This is a genomic window from Bacillus sp. X1(2014), from assembly GCF_007678255.1.
Window position 1 is genome coordinate 37,484 of the sequence record NZ_VEED01000021.1, and the last position, 20,642, is coordinate 58,125.

Here is a 20,642-nt window from a genome sequence, read left to right on the forward strand (position 1 = left end):
TGTGTATAAAAATAAAAATGACCCCGGTACAGTCCGAGGCCATCTTTCATTATTATGTTAATTTAATTTATCCTCTATACTTCTTATATAAAAGACATGTGATTGGAAGTCTCCCCCACGTTCAAAACTCCCGCCATTGACACCATTAAACTCCGTGGGAAGCTGCAATCCAACCGTCATTAGTTCATCACCATAAAAGCAGCGCTCACAGCCAGCCACCTTGTAGTTTTTTGACTCATCTAATCCACTGAGCCGCAGCAATTGCTGTTTCTTAGGATTCGGAGTTGCTAATACTTTATACCAGCCAACCAATGCCTCCGACTGGTCTTGGCTTACCACCATCCAAGCCGTTTCGTTATTTGAAAATGGATTCAACAAGCGATAGAATTGACCATCACGAATTAACTCTCGATGAGTTTTATAAAAAGCAACCTGCTGTTTAATTTCCTTACGTTCTTCTTCGGTCATTTTGAGTGGGTCCAATTCATATCCAAATGTTCCAAAGTAAGCAGTGTTTGCCCTTGTTTGTAATGGTGTGGACCGTAATGTCTGGTGATTCGGAACAGCCGAAACATGAGATCCCATACTATAAACCGGATATGCAAAGGACGTGCCATACTGGATTTTAAGTCTTTCAATCGCATCTGTATCATCACTCGTCCAAGCCTGCGGTGCATAATACAACATCCCGGGGTCAAACCGTCCGCCCCCGCCCGCACACGATTCAAACAACACATGTGGGAATTCACTTGTTAATCGGTCATAGAGATTATAAACTCCTAAAATATAGCGGTGGAAAAACTCGCCTTGCTGATGAACAGCTAGTTTATTCGAAAATGCTTCGGTAATGTTTCGATTCATGTCCCATTTAATATAGGCTAGGTTTGTTTGTTTAATAATAGCTGACATTTTATCATACAAATAATCCACGATTTCCTGTCTTGAAAAATCTAAAACCAGCTGATTACGCCCCAAAGTATAGTGCTGACCTGGGATACCTACTGCCCAATCTGGATGCTCGTTAAATAATTCACTATTCGGACTGATCATTTCCGGCTCAAACCAAAGCCCAAATTTCATCCCAGTCTCGGTAATTTTCTTGGCCAGACTATCCAAACCATTCGGAAGCTTATTTAAGTCTACGTGCCAATCACCAAGTGAGGAGGTATCATCATTTCGTTTGCCAAACCAGCCATCATCAAGGACAAACAACTCAATTCCGAGTTCACTTGCTGATTTTGCAATCTTCACAAGTTTTTCTTCATCGAAATCAAAGTAGGTTGCCTCCCAGTTATTAATTAGAATCGGGCGCACGGCCTTCCTCCATTGACTTTGAATCAAATGCTCACGGTATAAAGCATGAAAAGCATGACTCATCCCATTTACACCCTTATCGGAATACACCATTACCACTTCCGGGGTTTGAAATGATGCTTGCGGCTCTAAATTCCACTTAAATCCGAATGGATGAATCCCAACCGTAAGTCTTGCCATATCGTAGTGGTCGACTTCTACTTGTATCAAGAAATTACTGCTATAGATAAAATTAAAGCCATATACTTCACCAGTATGCTCCGTCGCCTCAGGACGCCTTAGTGCCAAGAATGGATTATGGTGGTGAGAACTGGCCCCGCGCAGGCTGGAAATAGACTGAATGCCTGTTTCGAGCCTTCTTTCCTTTACATGCCTCTCCCGTGACCATGTCCCGGCTAAATGGGTGAATACAAAATCTTTATCCGGAAGGTCGAGCGATGCTCCCATGAATCGATCTATAACCAGTTCTTCAGAACCCGCATTTCTTAACGAAGCACTTCTCGTGATGACAGATTTATCATGGAAAATTGTATAATTTAACTGCAATTCCGCTTGCAAGAACTCATCTTTTAAGAGGATTTGAAGTGTACTTGCATCATGATTGTCCTCTGTATAAGTGGCTGGGAGACCTTCAAGACGAGGTTTTCCTTCTAGAATCTGATACGATTCATATGTAAAGTTTGGAATATGACTTGCTGTGGATTTACTAACACTGATTGCTGGTTCGCGAAAATCTGAATTTCCGTAGGCAGGGAATTCTTGACGCAACGTCTCTAATCCAAATGCTGGATCGTCAGCATATACATGCGTAGTTGCTCCTGTCGGGACATCATACGTTTGCAAATGGGAAAAATCGTCTCTGTGTCGTAACGCCTTTCCGTAATATAGATGGCCGAGTTGCCCATTTTTCATAACGTGAAAAATATAACTTACTTGGCCATTTGTTAAATGAAACTGCCTTTCCTTTTGATTCACTTGAATAAGCATCGCTTTCTCCTTCACCATTTTGACTTCTTTTCTAATATTAAGGGAAAGAGCTGTAAACCCAGACTCTTTCCCTTGTAAGTGCTAAATATATTGATTAAATTCTATTGATCACAAACTCGAATTCCATGTCTTTGTCAGCATGAATCAGGTGTTCATCATGCACCGGTGCGCCCCAGCTGTCGTCTCCGCCAACGCCCATTTGCTTGCCTGCAACCGTCACAACGGTGTAATGAACATTTGGCAACTCATAATGATGTTGAGCATTCTCGAGTTCAAAAGCTGTATATGGCGAAAAATTGCACTCTAATGGTTCAGCCGCTGCCGATATTTTTATACCCTGTCCTTGTTTATTTGTTACCCTAACGCGACGTACTCCAGTTCGATTGCCAGACTCTTGCGGCATCACATATCCGGACAAATTATCTGATACTTGATTTTTAATGATGCCCAGTCTTGCACCCATAGCACGGTCTGAGTAGTTCTCTTCAGGGCCCATGGCGTACCATTCTAGTTGATCATAATCTGCAGGCACCTTAAAGGATACGGCAAAAATCGGCATCTGCGGAAGATCATTTGCACCATGATACACCGATTTCACACGAACACTACCATCGGCAAAAACCGTATAGCTTATTTTCACTGCCACTTTTTCACTTATTGATAATTTATAAGTAAAGGCAACGGTCACTTGACCTTTGTCATTTTTAAGATCAATAGCAACACATCTTCTGGTCAGACTGGCTGCGTACCAAAGCCCCGAATAGAAACCTTGGGAGTAGCCACGGTCATTATCCGTCGTTGCCCGCCAGAATAATGGTGCTGGCGGTAGAGCAATCATCTCTTTCCCCGCGTAATTAAGAGACACGAGGCTGCCAGCCTGTTTCGAGAACAGGATCGTAAAGTCCCTGCCATGGACACCTATATTGACATCGCCTTCAACGACTCTAAACTCTCCCTGAACAGCGGCAGACTTTTCTTCCGCCTTTACCTGAAACACAAATTGTCCAAACGCAATCTCATAACCAGCTTCAGCCCAGAGTGTGTTTTCCTTTAAGATCAACGAGGTTTGAATACAGTACTCCCCCGAAGCACTCGTGATATCAGCAGGCAGCTTAAATTCAGCTCTTCCTGAACTTTGAGGTCCTACATTAACATCTAGCTTGTTTCGATACAATTCCTTGCCCTCAAGATATAGGGCGTATTCCAACTCATAGTCATTTAGATCAGCGAAAAGGCTGTCATTAATAATCGATACCCCGGTCTGATCTGGGTTTAGCTTAAAGTTTTGATATAGATATTTGACTTCCTGCATCTTAGGTGAAAGTTCTCGATTGGAATAAACGATACCATTTGTACTGAAGCCGTAATCGGTTGGACGGTCGTCAAAGTCACCGCCGGTGGCAAGAAATTCATTTCCATAGCGATCCTTTTTGATAAGCGACTGGTCAATGTAATCCCAAATAAAACCGCCTTGATACATTGGATACTTCTTCTCTAAATCTGTATATTTGTACATCCCGCCAAGTGAATTTCCCATGGCATGCATATACTCACAGCTAATGTATGGCTTCTGGGGATTTGCATTCAAGTACTCCTCAATATCCGCCGGCTTTGCATACATGCGGCTTTCCATATCACTGGTATCATTATATTCGCGGGCATGAAATACACCTTCATAATGAACCAAGCGGCTTGGGTCCACTCGCTTGAAATATTTAGACACGTTAAGAATGACCTCACCTGCATAGGATTCATTCCCGCACGACCATATCAGGATGGACGGGTGATTTTTATCCCGTTCAACCATGGAGACAGCCCGATCCATTACAATATTCTCCCATTCCGGCTTATTCCCGGGAATGTTCCAGGACGGCTCGACTGCTCCCATCTTCTGCCATGAACCGTGCGTTTCCAGATTCATTTCATCAATGACATATACACCATATTCATCACATAAATCGTACCAATAGCTCTGATTCGGGTAGTGCGATGTCCGGACAGCATTTATGTTGTGCTGTTTTAACGTTTTAATATCCCAGAGCATGTCTTCCTTCGTAATCGCACGGCCAGTCCGGCAATTAAATTCATGACGATTCACACCTTTGAATACAATCCGTTCACCGTTAAGGTGCATAATTTTATCGATAAGTTCAAATCTACGGAAGCCCACTTTTTGCGGAATCACTTCTACCAAACTGCCTTTTTCGTTATAAACTTGTATATAAAGCTTGTATAAATTCGGTCTTTCTGCGCTCCATAATTTTGGACTCTCAACGTCCATTGCTGCTGACCATTTTCCGTCACCAGTGTCAATCGTACGGGTAGATACTAAACTGCCTTCTCTATCGTACAACTCTGTTACAATTTTTGAAGGTGAAGAGTTATCAGACAATAGCTTGAGGTCTACTTTAAGCGTACCTTGCGTAAAAGCATCATTCAGTTCTGCACGAATATCAGCATCATAGACATGAATCTCTGGTACGGTATAGAGATAGACATCACGAAATATTCCTGAAAAGCGCCAGAAATCTTGATCTTCCAGCCAGCTTCCTGTGCTTCGCTGGTAAACCTCGACCGCTAATTTATTTTCACCTTCTGTTAAAAATGGGGTAAGCTCAAACTCAGCTGGCGTGAAGGAGTCCTCACTATAGCCGACAAACTTCCCGTTTAGCCACACATAAAACGCCGATTCTACTCCCTGAAAAGAAATGTACACCGGCTTATCGTTCATGTTTTCTGGTACAGTAAACATCTTCACATAACTACCCACCGGATTATGGTCTTGTGGAATTTCTGGCGGACGAATCTCATTAAGGCCATCCCATGGGTACATGGTATTCACATATTGTGGTTTTCCGTAACCCTGAAGCTGGATATGCCCTGGTACAGTGATGTCTCCCCAGCCAGAGCAATTAAAGTCCACCTGGTAAAAATTCTCCGGACGATTGTCCGGATTAACGCTATAGCTAAATTTCCAGTTTCCGTTTAAGTCATGGCGCAAAGCCATGGGAGCAGCGTTTTTAGCTTCCTCGATTGTCTCATAATAAAAATGGTCTGAATGAGCCGGTAATCGATTAACGGCAAACACATTCACATCGGTAAGCCAATCTAGTTTTGGAATTGTTGTCATCATGATCACTCTTTCTTTACATATTTCCAAAATTCTTTTACTTAACAGATCCCATCATACCGGCAACGAAATGCTTTTGCATGATGAAGAAGATAAGAGCTGCTGGCAAGGTAGCAATTACAATTGCCGTCATAATCATTCCAAAATCAGGGGAATAGCTTGAACCTAAGTTTGAAATTAATAGGGGAATCGTCTGGTTTTCAGTTGACTGCAATACAACCAGCGGCCATAAATAACTGTTCCAGCTAGCCATAAAGGTTATGATAGCCGCGGCTGCATAAGTAGTTTTCATTGTAGGAACATAAATCTTAAAGAAACATCCTAATTCCGATAGACCATCAATTCTTCCAGCTTCAAGAATTTCCTTCGGAAACATTTTTGTGCTTTGTCTAAAGAAAAAGATCAGGTAGGCGGTTGTAACCGTCGGTAAAATGACTGCTGCGATTGTATCAATCCCAATGATCGAGAAGGATTGTGAGATAGAAGCAAACATTCTAAAGAGCGGTACCATCAAAGCCGCAAAAGGAATCATCATCGAAACTAGCAAAATATTAAACACAAAATCCTTCGATTTACTTTTATAAATTTCAAATCCATATCCCGCCAAAGACGCAATAAGCATTGCAAGGATGGTTGTTAATACTGAGATTTTAGTTGAATTTATTAATGCAGGCACAAGATCAACGGTGTCCAGCAGATTGCGAAGGTTCTCCATAAAGTGACTGCCAGGAAGCATCCTTCCTTGCGTTACGTCAACAGACTTGTTTGTCGAGCTTACAATCATCCATAAAAATGGAAACACTGAGACAATTGCTGCGATGATTAGGACTGTATAGCTGAATGTATTTTTTAGCTTACTCATTATTATCACCTGCCGCTTTAAACTGAATGATCGAAAAGATGACAATCATAATTACGATTGCATATGAGACAGTAGCTGCATACCCAAAGTCCGGGGTATATTTAAACGATAAATTATAGATATACTGAGAAATGGTCATTGTCGCATTACCCGGTCCTCCCTTGGTAATATTCATGACCTCGTCAAATAACTGTAGTGTACCAATTGTTGAAGTAATTGATGTAAATAGAATAATCGGCTTCAACATTGGGATCGTTATTTTGAAAAATTGTTGAACTGGAGAAGCCCCATCAATTCTAGCTGCTTCATAGATTGACTCATCGACGTTTTGAAGAGCAGATAGATAGAAGATCATGTTGTAACCTGTCCATCGCCAAGTGATCGCCACAATGATGGCAATTTTCGCCCAAAAAGGATCGGTAAGCCATTGAATCGGTTCCGAAATGAGTGCAATCTTCATTAACATCATATTAATTATTCCATCTTGACCAAACAAATATTTGAAGATGACGGAATAGGCAACTAATGAGGTTACGCACGGTAAGAAGATGGCTGTTCGGAAAAAGCCCTTAAACTTTAACGTTTTATTATTAAGTAGAACAGAAAGAAATAAAGCCAGTAAGATCATAACCGGTACTTGAATGATTAGATAAATGACTGTATTTTTTACCGTGGTTAGGAATGTTGGGTCTTTAAATAACCGCGTATAATTATCGATACCTGTAAAGGTTAGATTTGCACCAACTCCTGTTTGAAAAGATAAAATAAGAGCCTGAATCATTGGGTAGAAGTAAAATAAAAAGATCATTACGGCAGCGATAATAACAAAGGACCAGCCAATGATATTATTTTTCAGCCGAATTTTGCGACCGGAATTTGATTTTGGAAGGGCTTGAGTGTGGCTTTCTTTCGCTGATATCAATTTTAGTCAACTCCTTACGTAGTAAGTTCAAGAAAAGAAAACGCCTCAGAAAGTCGCCTGATACATCAGTTAGCTCCAATACAAGAATGGCAGAGCCGGCGAATTTCTAAGGCAAAATCTCTTTAAATCTAAGATTTGTTACTTTCTAGCTTGTTTTGTTATTTAATTTGTTCTTCTGCTTGCTTTTGGGCATCTTCTAATACTTTATCTAAATCTTTACCTTTTAGGTAATCCTGCATGCCAACCGCTAAAATGTCTTCAATTGCATATGTGTGCATACCATAGTTAACTTGAGGAATTTTCTCTGTCCAAGCAGCAAAGTCAGAAACGACTTTTTGTCCACCGAAGAAATCATCTGCAGCTTTATAAGCTTCTCCTTCTGCAGCAGGCTTATAAGTCCCAATCGCTCCCATTTCTTTATTCAAAGTCTGATAAAAATCAGCATTAGAACCAAATGTTTTCCCTAAGAAGTCCGCAGCTTTTTCTTTACCATCGATGTTTAACACGTACCAAGAGCTTCCGCCTAAGTTAGAAGCGTTCACTGAATTTGCAATTCCAGATTGTTTTGGCATTGGAAGAACCGCCCATTTGCCTGCTTGTGATGCTTCTGCCTTGATTGATGGAGTAATCCAGTTACCAGTTGGAACAGTTGCAACGTCGCCGCTGTTGAATCCTGCTACGAATTGACCCCAGTCAGAGACAGGTTTTACTAAATCTGCGTCTAAAATAGCTTTATATGTTTGGAATGCTTCCTTTAAAGCAGCGTTGCCTGCTAAGTCAGGTGTAACGCCGTCGTTCTTTAAGTACCAAGCACCGCTCGTTTGAATCATCATACGAATAAGACCAAGGTCTTTTGGATCCTGAGTAAGCATTGCTTTACCAGTTGCTTCTTTAACCTTTTTACCTACTTCAATGTACTTATTCCAGTCCATGTTTTGTAAGTCTGCAACTTTGTATCCCGCTTTTTCTAAATAGTCAGTTCTTACGTATAATCCTGTAACACCAGTATCGAATGGAAGGCCGTAGTTTTTGCCGTCCAAGCTAGTAGGAGCAATTTTATACTGTGCGAAATCGTCCGCATTAAATGAACCTGTTAACTCATGGAACATATCTGGATACGCTTTAAGGAAGCTTTGCGCACGATAGTCTTCAATCAAGACAATATTCGGCAGTCCTTTTGTTGTCCCAGAACTTAAGCTGGTATTAAGCTTTTGAATAATGTCATCTTGTGCGTGTTCTACTACTTTAATGTTTACATCTGGGTTCTCAGTCTTATAAGCATCTTTTGCTATATTCATCGCTTTAATGTTGAAATTTGGGTCCCATGCCCAAACGGTTACTTCATTTGTTTCTTTGCCTTTGTCGGAAGTCTCATTTTTTGATCCCGAGGAACAGGCAGTTAGCATCAATATACTAACTAAAAAGAGTGCTAGTACTTTTTTCATTGATATTCCCCCAACATTCTATTATTGTAAGCGTTATCTAACCTACACATATTATGTTATCACCTGTTCGAACCTTTTCGTTAGGACGATATTTTTATTGGATGGTAATATCTTTGTAACATGAACACGCTTCCAAAGGATTCATTTGGACTATTTTTAGATATTATGACTATTTTTACTTTATTGAAATCGGAAGCTCTAGTCGAACCTTCGTCCCTTCACCTAACTCACTGGTAATCGTAACGCCAAACGGTTCCCCGTAAATCAGCTGAATCCGCTCATGAACATTCCGGACGCCAATTCCGGAAAACATTTGTTGTTTCCGCTTTGTATTTGGGAGTTTATGTTCAGAAGAGACCTCCATACCATCTCCATTATCAACAACTTCACAGATTAATGTATGTTCCTCCTTCCAAACAAGAACATTGATGTACCCGCCCGGCTTATGGTTGAAGCCGTGGAAGAATGAATTTTCCATAAAGGGCTGTAAAATCAGCTTTGGTACATGGTACTCTATACAATCTGGCGCGATAAAATAGTTCACCTTAATCCGATTCCCGTACCGTTTTTGGTTTATAAGGACGTAGTTTTTTAAATTATCCACTTCTTGGCCAATCGTGTTCGTCTCACTGACATTGCCAATAGTATTTTGAAGCAAGGAGATCAACGCATTAATAGTTGCTTCGGTTTCTTCTTTACTACCTTGCTGCACCATGAACTTTATAGAAGTAAGTGTATTGTACAAAAAATGTGGATTGATTTGCTGCTGCAATGCTGCTAATTCTGCATTACGCTTCTGCTTTTGGGATTCCACCAGCTGGTCGACATACAAATGAAGTTCATCAAGCATGGAATTAAAGGCATTGCCAATTTTCATGGTTTCATAGGTACCGCTTGCAGAAACATATTGGTGGAATTCATGTTTTGAGGCATCTTCAATCTGCTTCACCAGACTTGATAATGAATTGGTCAATCTCCTTGTGGCGAGCAAGACAATGATAAGTGCCACAAAGACGATTCCCATGGAGATCAGCACAATATCTGTTTTATCAATTAGGTCTCCGACTGCTCTTTGCTTGTCAATGATATTAAACAAGTACATATCAAAAGATGGAAGATACTCCATCGAGATAATTTGATCCTTTCCCATAAAGGTATCGATAATATAACGGTCTGAACTCTTTTCAATTTTAGCTGCATAGCTAAGTAAGCCCTTTGGTGCTTGTCCAATGAGCTTTGACTGATTACTAGAAACAATGACCCCCTGCTTATCTACAACAAACACATTATTTCCAGGGCCTGTGTAGCTTGTGAAGAATTTTCTAAATTCACGTTCATCAAACGCAAAAAACATTGAACCATAAACCGTACCGTTGATTCGTTCCATTAGCACCTTTGATGCGACAATGAACTGGCGATTCGTTCCATCATTTCGCTTGTCCAATTGGTATATCAGTTTCTTCGGCTGCTTAAACGTATTACTAGTAAGGGCACTAGTCCTTAACTCTTCTTCTGTAATTGGCCAGTACGTACGATCCGTTGCAAAGCTGAACCCGTTTCGTCCCATAACAAAAATGCTTTCCTCATAGGCATCTAAATTAGTTTCGATCCGCTTTAACTGTTGACCCGTATTAAAATAGGCACTTAGTTTCTCTTTATTGCTGAATTGCTCCGACTTAAGAATCCTTTTAATCGTAGTGCTTTGAAGGAGATTGTTCGATGCAAGAACGACTGAATAGTTAAAGGATTCGAAGCTCTCCTTTACCTGACTCATTACTTTTGAGTTAGTCACGCTAAACTTTTTAATAAAAAATTGCTCCGACATCCGAATCGTTGTCCATGTAATCGTGATCGACACTGTAATAATCATTAAAACCGTAATGAAAAACATAACGATAAATAATCCGTTATGTTTAAAACGTTCGGGAATAAATCTCATAATTCACCATCTCTTATCTTAGTTTTTGCTTTCTTTTGTATTGGCTTGGAGACAATCCCTTGATTTTCTTAAAAACTTTACAGAAATAACTATGATCGGAGTAACCAACCATTCCACTAATTTCAGAGATCGATTCCGTCCCCTCTATAAGCAATTTCGTCGCTTCTTCAATTCGGATTCTATTTAGATATTCAATGAATCCTTCCTTATTATGGGTTGAAAAATAGTTGGAAAGGTAAGATGGATTAAAATGAAAATGCTTTGCCACGCCAGTTAGGGTAAGCGGCTCAGCATAATGGTCTCCAATATACTCCATTAATTTTTTCATATTTAAATCTTCCGGCTCGCTTTGCACAGAAAAGATGCATTTTTTCGCTTCTTCGATAAAATGATCCATTAATTCAACTGTAGCCTTTGCTGAAGGCGCTTCATCAATCGATCTAAAATAGGAATACTTCGCATTGTCCAATTCTGTTACATCATATTTCATATTACTTAGGAGAATGGTGATGTTGAAAATAATGTTGCCAAAGAAAGCTTTATATTCAAAGACATCCATCGTATAACAAGAAGACATGACCTGGATATGTTCTTGTAAATACTGAAAAGCTGAGTCAAAATGTTTTCGCTTTAATTCCTCGGTAAACCAATCCAAATTAAATTTTTCAGGTTTGGAAGGCGGGTTAGGGAGATCCTGCTCCATTAACAATGGTTGATTCGAAAAATAAAAGTGATAATCTAATAATTTTATAAGACTTTCCTTGTACATGTTCCCTACTAATGAAAGATCTGTAAACGTATTCGACAATGCAAGACTGATTCCCGGACTGGCCTGTGCAAACTGGCGGGCTAATTTAATGACCTCGGGAAAATTGTCCATATTCACATTCATTAAGTATCCGATGATATTTTCTTTCACACGTATGGGCTCGTGAACAACTTGGCTTAAGCTATTCTGAAATGCCTCCTCGATTTCCCCCTGGATTCTTGTTTGAAATTCTGCATTTTTTCTGGATTGGTGGTGGTTTCTCAAATCTAAGCCGATTAAACAAAAGTGGCTATACGGAAAAGCCTGAGATACTATATCAGGATCATAATTTACTTCATATCCTGAAATGAGCTTATCGATAATCTGCCCCATTGGGAGATTTCCTGTTAATTTTTGATCCATCTTCTGAAAGGCAGGAATTCGGCTTGCGGCTGTTTTCAGTGCTTTTAAAAGGCCTTCTGCATTAAGCTTAGGCTTTAATATATAATCAACCACACCGCTTTGAAATGTGGAACGAACATAATCAAATTCTCCAAAACTGCTTAAAATAATGATTTCTTTATGAGGATATCTTTCCTTCACAATTCTTGTTAATTCCTCCCCATCCATGATGGGCATCACGATATCTGTAATGATAATATGCGGGTCGGTCGCTTCAATTAATTCAAGTGCTTCTTGGCCGTTCGAAGCCTCGCCAACAATCATAAACCCCTCTTGTTCCCAATTAATATAGTGCTTAATCCCTTGTCTGATTAACATTTCATCGTCTACAATAAGTGTTCGGCATAGTTCCCCGACTGTCAATGTGATCCCCCCAGAAGATGACCTGTACAATTAGAATTTTATATATTAATTATACTATAACCCTATCAAATACTTTTTCAAAAATTGTTCCAACCAGGGCTTGCGGCCAACATTCCATGAATCGCAAATGAAATGAATAATCTTCCAGATTGTTTTAGATACTATTTTTTAAGAAGGGGTGTGTATAAGTGAATCTTAATTCATTATGCTATCTCGGATTAGGATTTTTAAGTATAGTTCTGTTGATTTATGTATGTTATAAAAAAGGGGTAAGAAGGAGTCTCCTGCTATTTTTAGCAATGGTCGGTTTGGGGTATATGATTGAGGCAGTTATTTATAATCTTTTAGGTAGTTATCAATATTATCCGAAAATCCTCAAGCATGATCGAATATATGATAGCAATATGGGGGCAATTGCATCCAATGCCTTGGCTTTGCCAGTGTCTGCAACTTTCATTGCCCTCTTCCGTAAAAGCTGGCTTTGGATTGTATCTTTTATCGGGCTATTTGCGGGGATTGAGTGGTTATTTCTCGAACTTCATATTTATTCGCATCATTGGTGGAAGATAGGCTACACATCACTTGGACTACCCTTTTATTTTCTTTCAGCTAAATTTTTACTCAAAAAAATGGATTTCCCCATAAAAGGAAAACTCCATTCCTTCATTTTATTTTTGATTGTTGGCACCTTTACCGGGTCTTTCCACATTCTCCCGATTATGCTTTTCACCAACAGATATTATCATTTAGGCTGGTGGACTAATCAGTCCAAAGATACGACTGCTTTTGGGGCAATTTTTTATTTATGTGCCAGTCTCTTCTATGTAGGGATTACGAAATTCCCCTTATTTCCAAGGTGGTTAAAATATGTGGTCACACCTCTGTGCATGTTTGCGGTCAACATCTTTCTTAGCAGAATAGAAATACTGCACAGCCTAGTCTGGTGGGACCCGTGGTATTATATTATTTTATCTATTATCGCCCTATGGTTTACTGAATCAATGAGCAAATGTATTGCGAAAGGAATATAGGGTGTTAATAGGGTGTCAGGCACCGCTCATGGACATTTGTCCACGAGTGGTGCCTGACACCTTTTCATTCTCCTTAAAAATGTAATTGAATTTTTTGTGCCTCTTCTAGTTTTTCTTGTTGATCATTAAATACGTCACTTGTTAAGATTTTTATCCATTCAATATCTTTACCCTTTGTTTGGTCGACGATGAAACCGAGACTTCCTCGCTTTATTTGGCCTCCTTGGAGCTCCCCATTTAAATGTTCAAGATACATATCCTGTTTCCAATCCATTTTCACTCCCGTATTCGTTTCAAATAGGGCTACTGGGGCGAAACTCCGCTTCTCTTTGGAGTGGTTTTTAATATCAACACTTATTTTGATGAAATCAAATTCCTCTTCCTCCGTTAGCGGGTGGAAATAGTCAATTAAGCTATAATCTGGCCGGTAGTGCAGCAGTTTCATTTCTTTGATGGTGTACTCGATATCTCCAAAATGATAGACCTTATTAATTTGTTTCATTGTTTTTAAAGTAGCCTCTCCTTTTTCATCCGTGACAGACTGGCCTTGTTTTTGTAAAGATGAATCATCGGTAACCTGAGGGCTATTATAATAAGCATCATGATCATCTGTAGAGATCTTTTTGGGTGTTGTAGAAGTGTTCTCTGATGATTTGGTATCAGAATCCTCATGAGTCGTCTGAGTTGAAACAAATGAACAGCCAGTCAATAGGAAAAAAAATATAATAATTATCATTGCCTGTTTCACATCGATTCCTCCTATCAAATTAAAACGTCTTTTTAGCAAGTTATCCCGTTGCTAAAAGCGCAACGGGATAACTCTTGCCAATTCCTCATACACTTTATCGTGAGAAACTTGCCTTACTTGTCTTCAATGACTGTTTTTCTGCTGCCTTTTTCAAGCAGATCAAAGATGATTTTAGCATTGTCTGTATTATCGATTTGCCCGGCAAAACGTTCGCTGGCTGGGCCGAATGCATATACATTTACATCTTCACCCGTGTGTCCTCCAGTCGTCCATCCAGTAAATGAACGGGTATCAATAATTTGTTCAATCGCGTTATCAATATCCACTACTTTCTTCGCAGCAGCTGCATCTTCAACGGACTGAATCTCTTTATCTGTTAAAGTAAGATTGATATATTTATTCAACGTTTCTTTCACACCTGCACCGTTTGCAATCTGCTCCGCCATATAATCCGGCGTACGCTGTGCAGCATTGATAGGGGCACTAAACCAGTTATACTCCCCGCGGGCACCGATTGAGTAGCCGCCAGTTGAATGGTCAGCTGTGGCTACTACCAGTGTATGTTTATCCTTTTTAGCAAAGTCAATGGCTGCTTTGAATGCTTTTTCGAAATCTTCCATTTCACTCATTGCACCAACAATATCATTATCATGGCCGGCCCAGTCGATTTGACTTCCTTCCACCATTAGAAAGAATCCTTTTTTATTTTGATTTAAGCGCTCAATCGCAGAAGTCGTCATGTCTGCAAGGGAAGGCATCTCTGAACCCCGGTCAATCATTTTAGGCATACCGCGTTTTGCAAATAGACCAAGAACCTGGTCATTTTTGTCTTTTTTCAATTCTTGAAGGGTTGAAACATAACTGTATCCGTCCGTTTTGAATTCATTTGTAAGGTTACGATCTTGACGGATAAATAAATCGGAGCCGCCTCCCAAAAGGACATCAATTTTGTGTTTTCCGTTAACCATCTCATTGTAATAATCATCAGCGATGGCATTCATGTTATTACGGTTTACATCATGAGAACCGAAGGATGCCGGGGTTGCATGTGTAATCTCTGAAGTAGCAACTAGCCCTGTGGATTTCCCCTGCTCTTTTGCAGCTTCAAGGACAGTTTTCACTTCGGATTTGTCATTGTCAACGGCGATGGCAGCATTGTAGGTTTTGACACCCGCAGCCATTGCCGTTGCTGCAGATGCTGAGTCTGTTACGTTTTGCTTCGTGTCCTCCGGATATGTAGTCTGTTGTCCAACTAAAAATTTATCAAACTCAGTTGGCTCAACTTTTTTAGTAGAGGGATCGTCCTTTAAATAACGATAGGCCGATGTATAGGAAACGCCCATTCCATCACCAATCAGGAAAATGACATTTTTAATTTCTGCATTGTTTGTAATTGTTTTTTCGGATTTCGCGCTTGCAGTACCAGCTCCAGGTCCGATAAGACTGCTAAATGCCAATGTAGAAAGGACAGCGACTGGAAGGACCTTTTTAATCAGATTTTTCTTAAACAATTGTATTTCCCCCTCAATTAAAGTTGTTATACGACTCTCATTATAGAGGGGGGTTATTAAGTGAATGTAAACCATTGTAAAGACGAATAACTTTTTACATTGTTAATAGATAGGAATTTCGTACGAGAGTATATGGCACTTGTATAAAAAGCCTTATCCTTCCATCATCTTCTCGGACCGCCCACTCCTGAAAAAGGCCTATTTTTCTTTATATTTTCTTAACAAAAATTGAACATTTAAGTTCGAGTAGACTCTCTAGATAAAGAAAAAACTGATTCGATGATTCGAATCAGTTTTTTCTTTATACATTAATCATCATTTTTATCATACCTTCGACAAGAGCTGGAACTTCTTCAAATGCGCTTTTCATATGAAGACGCTCCGTTCGTTTGTGGGCGTCTTTTCCGAGTGGACCGACATTTAAAACAGGGGCCTGGAGTTCTTGCATCGCATCGAATGGGATACTGTAGCTTGTGTCCCATACCGGTGTATTTGATTTGAAAACGGTCCATCCTTCCCCATCGTCCTGATAATTAACATAGCTTAAGTCGCTTATTCCATTAAAATAGTGGACTTGCTGAATAGGCAACTCAAATTTTGCTAGACCTTGCTCTTTCACATATTTCACACATTGTGAAATGAGTTTATCATTTGATGAATTTACTGCTGGATAATAAGGTGGAGCAAATAGTAAAACCATCGCCGGTGCTAGTTCCTGGCATCGAATCATTAAAGCATCGGTAATTCGGATAGATTTCTCACGGTCATCCCATTCTGAATTTGCATGAATGGTGGCTTTGATTCCTTCGATAAAATCCGTCCCAAATTTATTAATCGCATGCTTAAGTAAAGCTTCATAGCGTAATACACGGACTTCACCAACAGGGTCGACGGACTGCTCTTTGCAGACTTCTATGTAGGCTTTATTGCAAGCTCTAGCAGCATTGGATGCAACTTTTTCAAAGATATCCATAATCTCTTCCGCATTCCGCTCCATTAAAAACACATTATATAAGGCGGATGAGCGGTATGGTGTTTGAACAGAGTATTCGAGTTTTAAATCCTTTTGTTGTAGTGTGACCGGAAGTGGGGTTGTTTCTCCCATCACCGTTTCTTGGAGGCTCAAATTCCACTCCATCCTCTGTGTCAAAAACGATGCGATATATGGCGCGGTGATTCCACTGAGTGGTTCACCAACATGAGTCTCTTTCCCATAAAAAAGCGCAGATGGCATAATTTTTCCGATGGAACCTGAATACACATAATAATTTTCATCACCCGGTTCTTGTGAAAATACCGGTTCTCCATTCAAGAAAAGCTTATAGGTGAGATCATGCTTTTCCTTTAGTTCTAATAATTTCGGGACAGCAGCACGCATACCCGCTGAATTTACTTCCTCATCTGGCACGGTTAACAAGAGAAGATTAATCGGCCATTGTTCGACAGTTGCCTTTTCGATTAATCCCATATGCATTACAAGTCCCATTTTCATATCCATCGTACCTCTGCCGAATAAATATTCTCCTGATTTCAGGTCCTGAACCACATCTTCTGGCAGTCCATCCAATCTTTCATGGAGCATGTTGGTTAACACTTCTGGCTGATAAGCAAAAACCTCTAGATCTCCATATTCCTCCGTATTCACTGTATCAAAATGACTAATGAGAACGATGGTTTCTTTCGCTGCAGGATGTTTATATAAAGCAGTTAAAAACCGCCTGCCCTGATCGGCATCGTGAAGAAGCAATTGAGTAGGATTGTCCTGAAAATAGTCCAAGCCTTGCAGTTTCGCTTCTACCTTTGAAGGAAAATTACGTTCACCCTCTGTTAATGTCATGCTTCTCCAGCTCACCACTTCGCACAAAAGCTTACGAAGTGCCTCTGGTGTCCCCCAACTTAGCTGATTCATTACCCATTACTCCTTTAATTAATTTACAAAATGGTGATTCGAAACTGTCCATCGGGGATGGACAAATACAACCAATTGTTCACGAATGGTGCCTGACACTCTATCGATAGTTCACATCGTTATTTGTGCTCAATTTGTCCTTTTTGTTCTTAAAATAATAGGAAATATAGCATACGGCTAAAAATCCTAAACCTACTAGTAAACCGACTAATTGGGTCGGATCAAAGGCCAAGAATATTAAGATCGAAACGCAGAATACGATACAAATAATTGGTATTAAAGGATAGAATGGGACTTTATATTGTAAATCCTCTATTTTTCCACCAGCTTGCAGGTATTTCTTCCGAAACAACAACTGCGAGAGGGCAATACCAATCCACGAAATCGTAACAGAAATGCCGGCAATCGACATTAACAATACAAACACAGTGTCGGCTGCAATGACGCTAGTTAGCAAGGATAATAGAGAAAAAATCATCGTAAATACTAGTGCAGCAAATGGAACCTTGCGTTTTGATAGCTTTCCAAACCATTTTGGAGCCATTCCATCTTGTGCCATTGCCCATAGTAAACGGGTCGACGCGTAAATACATGAGTTTCCGACCGATAATATCGCTGTCAGAATAACAAAATTCATAATATCTGGTGCGAAAGGAATACCCGCCATATCCATAAGGGTTACGAATGGACTTTCCAATAGTCCCAGTTCCTTAGATGGGAAGATGGCCGATAATATAACAATAGAAGCTAGATAAAAGACGATAATTCTAAAAAGGACGTTTCGAATGGCTCGCGGAATGTTCTTTTCCGGCTCCTCGCTTTCTCCAGCAGCAATTCCAATCAGTTCAGACCCCTGATAGGAAAAGATAACATTCATCATTGTAACAAAAAGGATGACAAAACCCGCAGGGAACAATCCTGATGGTGCTAAGTTTTCTAAAAATGGTGCAGGACGGTCAGCCAATGGAATGATTCCAAAAATAGCAGCGAAACCAATAATAATAAAGAAAATAACAGCAACCACTTTAATACCTGCAAACCAATATTCCGCCTCTGCGAATCCCCTGGTTGTAAGAGCGTTAAGGACAAATAACAGGGCGATGAAAACAGCACACCATATCCAGACTGAAACATCAGGAAACCACCGTTTCATTAGGATTCCTGCTGCAGTAAATTCAACCCCAGCCGTAGTGGCTGAACCAACGAAATACATCCAGCCTAACGAAAATCCAGCTGAAGGACTAATAAATTTACTTGCATATGTTTGAAATGAGCCTGTTACAGGCATGTGGACAGCCAGTTCCCCTAGGCACACCATGACCAAGTATAAAATGATCCCACCAAATAAATAACCTATTAATGCACCGCCAGCTCCGGCCTGATTAATAGTATAACCAGCGTTTAAAAACAACCCTGTTCCAATGACTCCGCCTAACGAAAGCATAAACAAATGACGACGTTTCATTGATCGATTTAATTGATTCTGCTGACCCTCTCGTTCAACCATCTCCCACACACCCCTTGTCTATTAGCAGTCTCCAATCCAACGTTCCTTAAAAACGTAGTGACAAACAGCTTAAGCCGCCATCTAACTTACGAAATTCAGACATGTCGAGCTCAATCGTCTGAAAACCTGCCTCGTTCATTTTTTGCTTTGTTTGAGGAAAACCTGCTGGAATGATGACATAGTCATTTACGCGAATACAATTCGCTGCATACTCCTCTTCGGGTGGAACGATAATTTTCGTATAGGAATTAAAAACTGGATGATCAATAAATTCGCCTGCGACAACAACTGTTTGATTTCCAAGATAAGAAATACCAGTTTTAAGGTGGAAAAACTTTTCCAGTTGAACAATAGTTGCTTGGTAATGTTCCAATTCAAGAATTTGCTTTAATTGTTCAGCCCCTTCCAAATTTGTTCTTTCAGAAAGTCCTAAATAAAAATGATTTTCAATTTGTAAAATATCGCCGCCGTCAAGGGTTCCTGGTGACTTGATATAATAGATGTTTTCATAGTGGGACTTTATTGTCGACTCCATCTCGATAATTTCCCCGTTACGTGAAGGGGCACCTGGGTTTGAAATAACCGCAAACTTAGGCGTCAGCACTGCCGTGTCTTCTACAAAGGTGGAGTCTGGGAAATCCGTATGACTAGGCAGGACGGTTACTTCTACCCCACAGGTTTTTAGTGCATCAATGTAAGCTTTATGCTGCTCGAGTGCCTTTTCTAAAATAGGACTTCCTAGATCAGAAGTTGTTAAGCCATGGATATAGCTCTCCCCGGGTGTTTTGACAATTGTATTTTTAAACATATTTTTTCCTCCTTCAATTATGTGCGGATAACAGGGCAGGTGAGACATGTCGGACCACCTGTTCCTAAATAAGAGATTTCATTTCCTTCATATTCATAGACGGTTGCCCCCGCATCCATTAATTTTCGCTTAGTGTAAGGGCTTCCAGAAACTATCATACAAATTCTCGGCGCCAAGGCAAGGACATTACAGCCTAGTTGATGATACTCTTCGTCCGGAACTTCAATTAGCTCAAAGCCTCGCTTAATTAAAATTTGTCTTAAGAAGACTGGCATTAATCTCGAGTAAACAACAGCTAGGTTTTCATCTACGATACTAATAAAAGACATAAGATGTAGACATTCGTCCTCCCCTTGGTCATGCGGAAGCTGGACAACGATACATTCGTCCACTAAACCTTTAGTTATTTCCTTGATTTGGCGGATCGCTTCATCATTCGTTCGATAGCCACGGCCAATTAATAATGTGCGATCATCCAGCCAAACAAGATCTCCCCCGTCAGCTAATGCTTCACCAGTAAGTTCACCTAAAATAGGAATGTCCTTTTCTATTAAAAATTGTTTGTACACTTCGGCTTCAGGCTGTCGTAATTTTTTCCCTGATTTTAAAATAATGGCGCCCTTTTTCGTAAATTTAACAGGGTCATGGGCATAGAGAGAATCTAATCCTACAAGTTCTGACGCGGGTAAATATTCAATATGATTGACATGCTGTTTGATAATAGAAAGAAACTGTTCAAATTCATGCTCTGCTTTTGAAAAATCAGGTTCATGAATATAGTTGAATTTCTTCCATTCCTTTTTTAAATGTTCTTGACTAATAAATGCTTCTTTTGGGTGTTTAACAATAACTGTGTTGAGTTTTTTATACATAGATGATGCCAAAGTAGATCCTCCTTTCTTTTTCCGCATAGTGGAATTCGTTTCCCCTGACAGGAAAACTTATAATATGATATT

Annotated in this window: 14 protein-coding genes; 1 reads left to right on the forward strand and 13 read right to left on the reverse strand. The window is 40.0% G+C overall.

What is annotated here, in order from left to right:
* Positions 1-57: 57 nt before the first annotated feature.
* The 7 genes from FS608_RS25365 to FS608_RS25395 form a co-directional block, all read right to left on the reverse strand.
* On the reverse strand, positions 58-2,301 hold the full coding sequence (locus FS608_RS25365) for an alpha-galactosidase (RefSeq protein WP_144555389.1): 2,244 nt from the start codon (positions 2,299-2,301) through the stop codon (positions 58-60).
* A 94-nt stretch (positions 2,302-2,395) separates the two neighbouring features.
* A complete protein-coding gene (gene lacZ / locus FS608_RS25370) occupies positions 2,396-5,431 on the reverse strand; it encodes a beta-galactosidase, LacZ type (RefSeq protein WP_144555352.1) in 3,036 nt (1,011 codons plus the stop codon).
* A gap of 37 nt (positions 5,432-5,468) precedes the next feature.
* The gene (locus FS608_RS25375; protein ID WP_144555353.1) at positions 5,469-6,293 is read right to left on the reverse strand and encodes a carbohydrate ABC transporter permease; all 825 of its coding nucleotides are present in this window, start codon (positions 6,291-6,293) and stop codon (positions 5,469-5,471) included.
* A complete protein-coding gene (locus tag FS608_RS25380; protein WP_260871823.1) occupies positions 6,286-7,155 on the reverse strand; it encodes a carbohydrate ABC transporter permease in 870 nt (289 codons plus the stop codon). The genes FS608_RS25375 and FS608_RS25380 overlap by 8 nt, the downstream gene beginning before the upstream one ends.
* Positions 7,156-7,373: 218 nt before the next feature.
* Positions 7,374-8,660 carry an ABC transporter substrate-binding protein gene (locus FS608_RS25385; protein ID WP_144555354.1) on the reverse strand — a complete coding sequence of 429 codons (1,287 nt, stop codon included), beginning with the start codon at positions 8,658-8,660 and terminating at the stop codon, positions 7,374-7,376.
* A gap of 175 nt (positions 8,661-8,835) precedes the next feature.
* Complete coding sequence (locus tag FS608_RS25390; RefSeq protein ID WP_260871820.1) at positions 8,836-10,599, reverse strand: sensor histidine kinase; 1,764 nt, start codon at positions 10,597-10,599, stop codon at positions 8,836-8,838.
* 13 nt (positions 10,600-10,612) lie between these two features.
* A complete protein-coding gene (locus FS608_RS25395; RefSeq protein ID WP_144555356.1) occupies positions 10,613-12,172 on the reverse strand; it encodes a response regulator transcription factor in 1,560 nt (519 codons plus the stop codon).
* Between the two features lie 188 nt (positions 12,173-12,360).
* Here FS608_RS25395 and FS608_RS25400 point away from each other — a divergent pair, with 188 nt between their 5' ends.
* Complete coding sequence (locus tag FS608_RS25400) at positions 12,361-13,203, forward strand: hypothetical protein (RefSeq protein ID WP_144555357.1); 843 nt, start codon at positions 12,361-12,363, stop codon at positions 13,201-13,203.
* 73 nt (positions 13,204-13,276) lie between these two features.
* On the opposite strand, the gene FS608_RS25405 is transcribed toward FS608_RS25400, so the two are convergent.
* The 6 genes from FS608_RS25405 to FS608_RS25430 form a co-directional block, all read right to left on the reverse strand.
* Positions 13,277-13,951, reverse strand: coding sequence for a DUF4352 domain-containing protein (locus FS608_RS25405; RefSeq protein WP_144555358.1), 675 nt, complete (start codon positions 13,949-13,951; stop codon positions 13,277-13,279).
* 113 nt (positions 13,952-14,064) lie between these two features.
* Positions 14,065-15,462 (reverse strand): alkaline phosphatase, encoded by a 1,398-nt coding sequence (locus tag FS608_RS25410; RefSeq protein WP_260871821.1) that lies wholly within the window; start codon positions 15,460-15,462, stop codon positions 14,065-14,067.
* 301 nt (positions 15,463-15,763) lie between these two features.
* Positions 15,764-17,371 carry a M20/M25/M40 family metallo-hydrolase gene (locus FS608_RS25415; RefSeq protein WP_144555360.1) on the reverse strand — a complete coding sequence of 536 codons (1,608 nt, stop codon included), beginning with the start codon at positions 17,369-17,371 and terminating at the stop codon, positions 15,764-15,766.
* Positions 17,372-17,471: 100 nt separating this feature from the next.
* Positions 17,472-18,878 carry an amino acid permease gene (locus FS608_RS25420; protein ID WP_144555361.1) on the reverse strand — a complete coding sequence of 469 codons (1,407 nt, stop codon included), beginning with the start codon at positions 18,876-18,878 and terminating at the stop codon, positions 17,472-17,474.
* A gap of 46 nt (positions 18,879-18,924) precedes the next feature.
* On the reverse strand, positions 18,925-19,686 hold the full coding sequence (locus FS608_RS25425) for a dimethylarginine dimethylaminohydrolase family protein (RefSeq protein ID WP_144555362.1): 762 nt from the start codon (positions 19,684-19,686) through the stop codon (positions 18,925-18,927).
* Between the two features lie 17 nt (positions 19,687-19,703).
* On the reverse strand, positions 19,704-20,558 hold the full coding sequence (locus FS608_RS25430) for a dimethylarginine dimethylaminohydrolase family protein (protein ID WP_186328896.1): 855 nt from the start codon (positions 20,556-20,558) through the stop codon (positions 19,704-19,706).
* Positions 20,559-20,642: the final 84 nt, after the last annotated feature.

Bases quoted from the DNA above. Each gene is read 5' to 3' on its own strand.
- FS608_RS25365 (WP_144555389.1), bottom strand. From the start codon at position 2,301: ATGCTTATTCAAGTGAATCAAAAGGAAAGGCAGTTTCATTTAACAAAT.
- lacZ (WP_144555352.1), bottom strand. From the start codon at position 5,431: ATGACAACAATTCCAAAACTAGATTGGCTTACCGATGTGAATGTGTTT.
- FS608_RS25375 (WP_144555353.1), bottom strand. From the start codon at position 6,293: ATGAGTAAGCTAAAAAATACATTCAGCTATACAGTCCTAATCATCGCA.
- FS608_RS25385 (WP_144555354.1), bottom strand. From the start codon at position 8,660: ATGAAAAAAGTACTAGCACTCTTTTTAGTTAGTATATTGATGCTAACT.
- FS608_RS25390 (WP_260871820.1), bottom strand. From the start codon at position 10,599: ATGAGATTTATTCCCGAACGTTTTAAACATAACGGATTATTTATCGTT.
- FS608_RS25415 (WP_144555360.1), bottom strand. From the start codon at position 17,371: ATGAATCAGCTAAGTTGGGGGACACCAGAGGCACTTCGTAAGCTTTTG.
- FS608_RS25420 (WP_144555361.1), bottom strand. From the start codon at position 18,878: ATGGTTGAACGAGAGGGTCAGCAGAATCAATTAAATCGATCAATGAAA.
- FS608_RS25425 (WP_144555362.1), bottom strand. From the start codon at position 19,686: ATGTTTAAAAATACAATTGTCAAAACACCCGGGGAGAGCTATATCCAT.
- FS608_RS25430 (WP_186328896.1), bottom strand. From the start codon at position 20,558: ATGTATAAAAAACTCAACACAGTTATTGTTAAACACCCAAAAGAAGCA.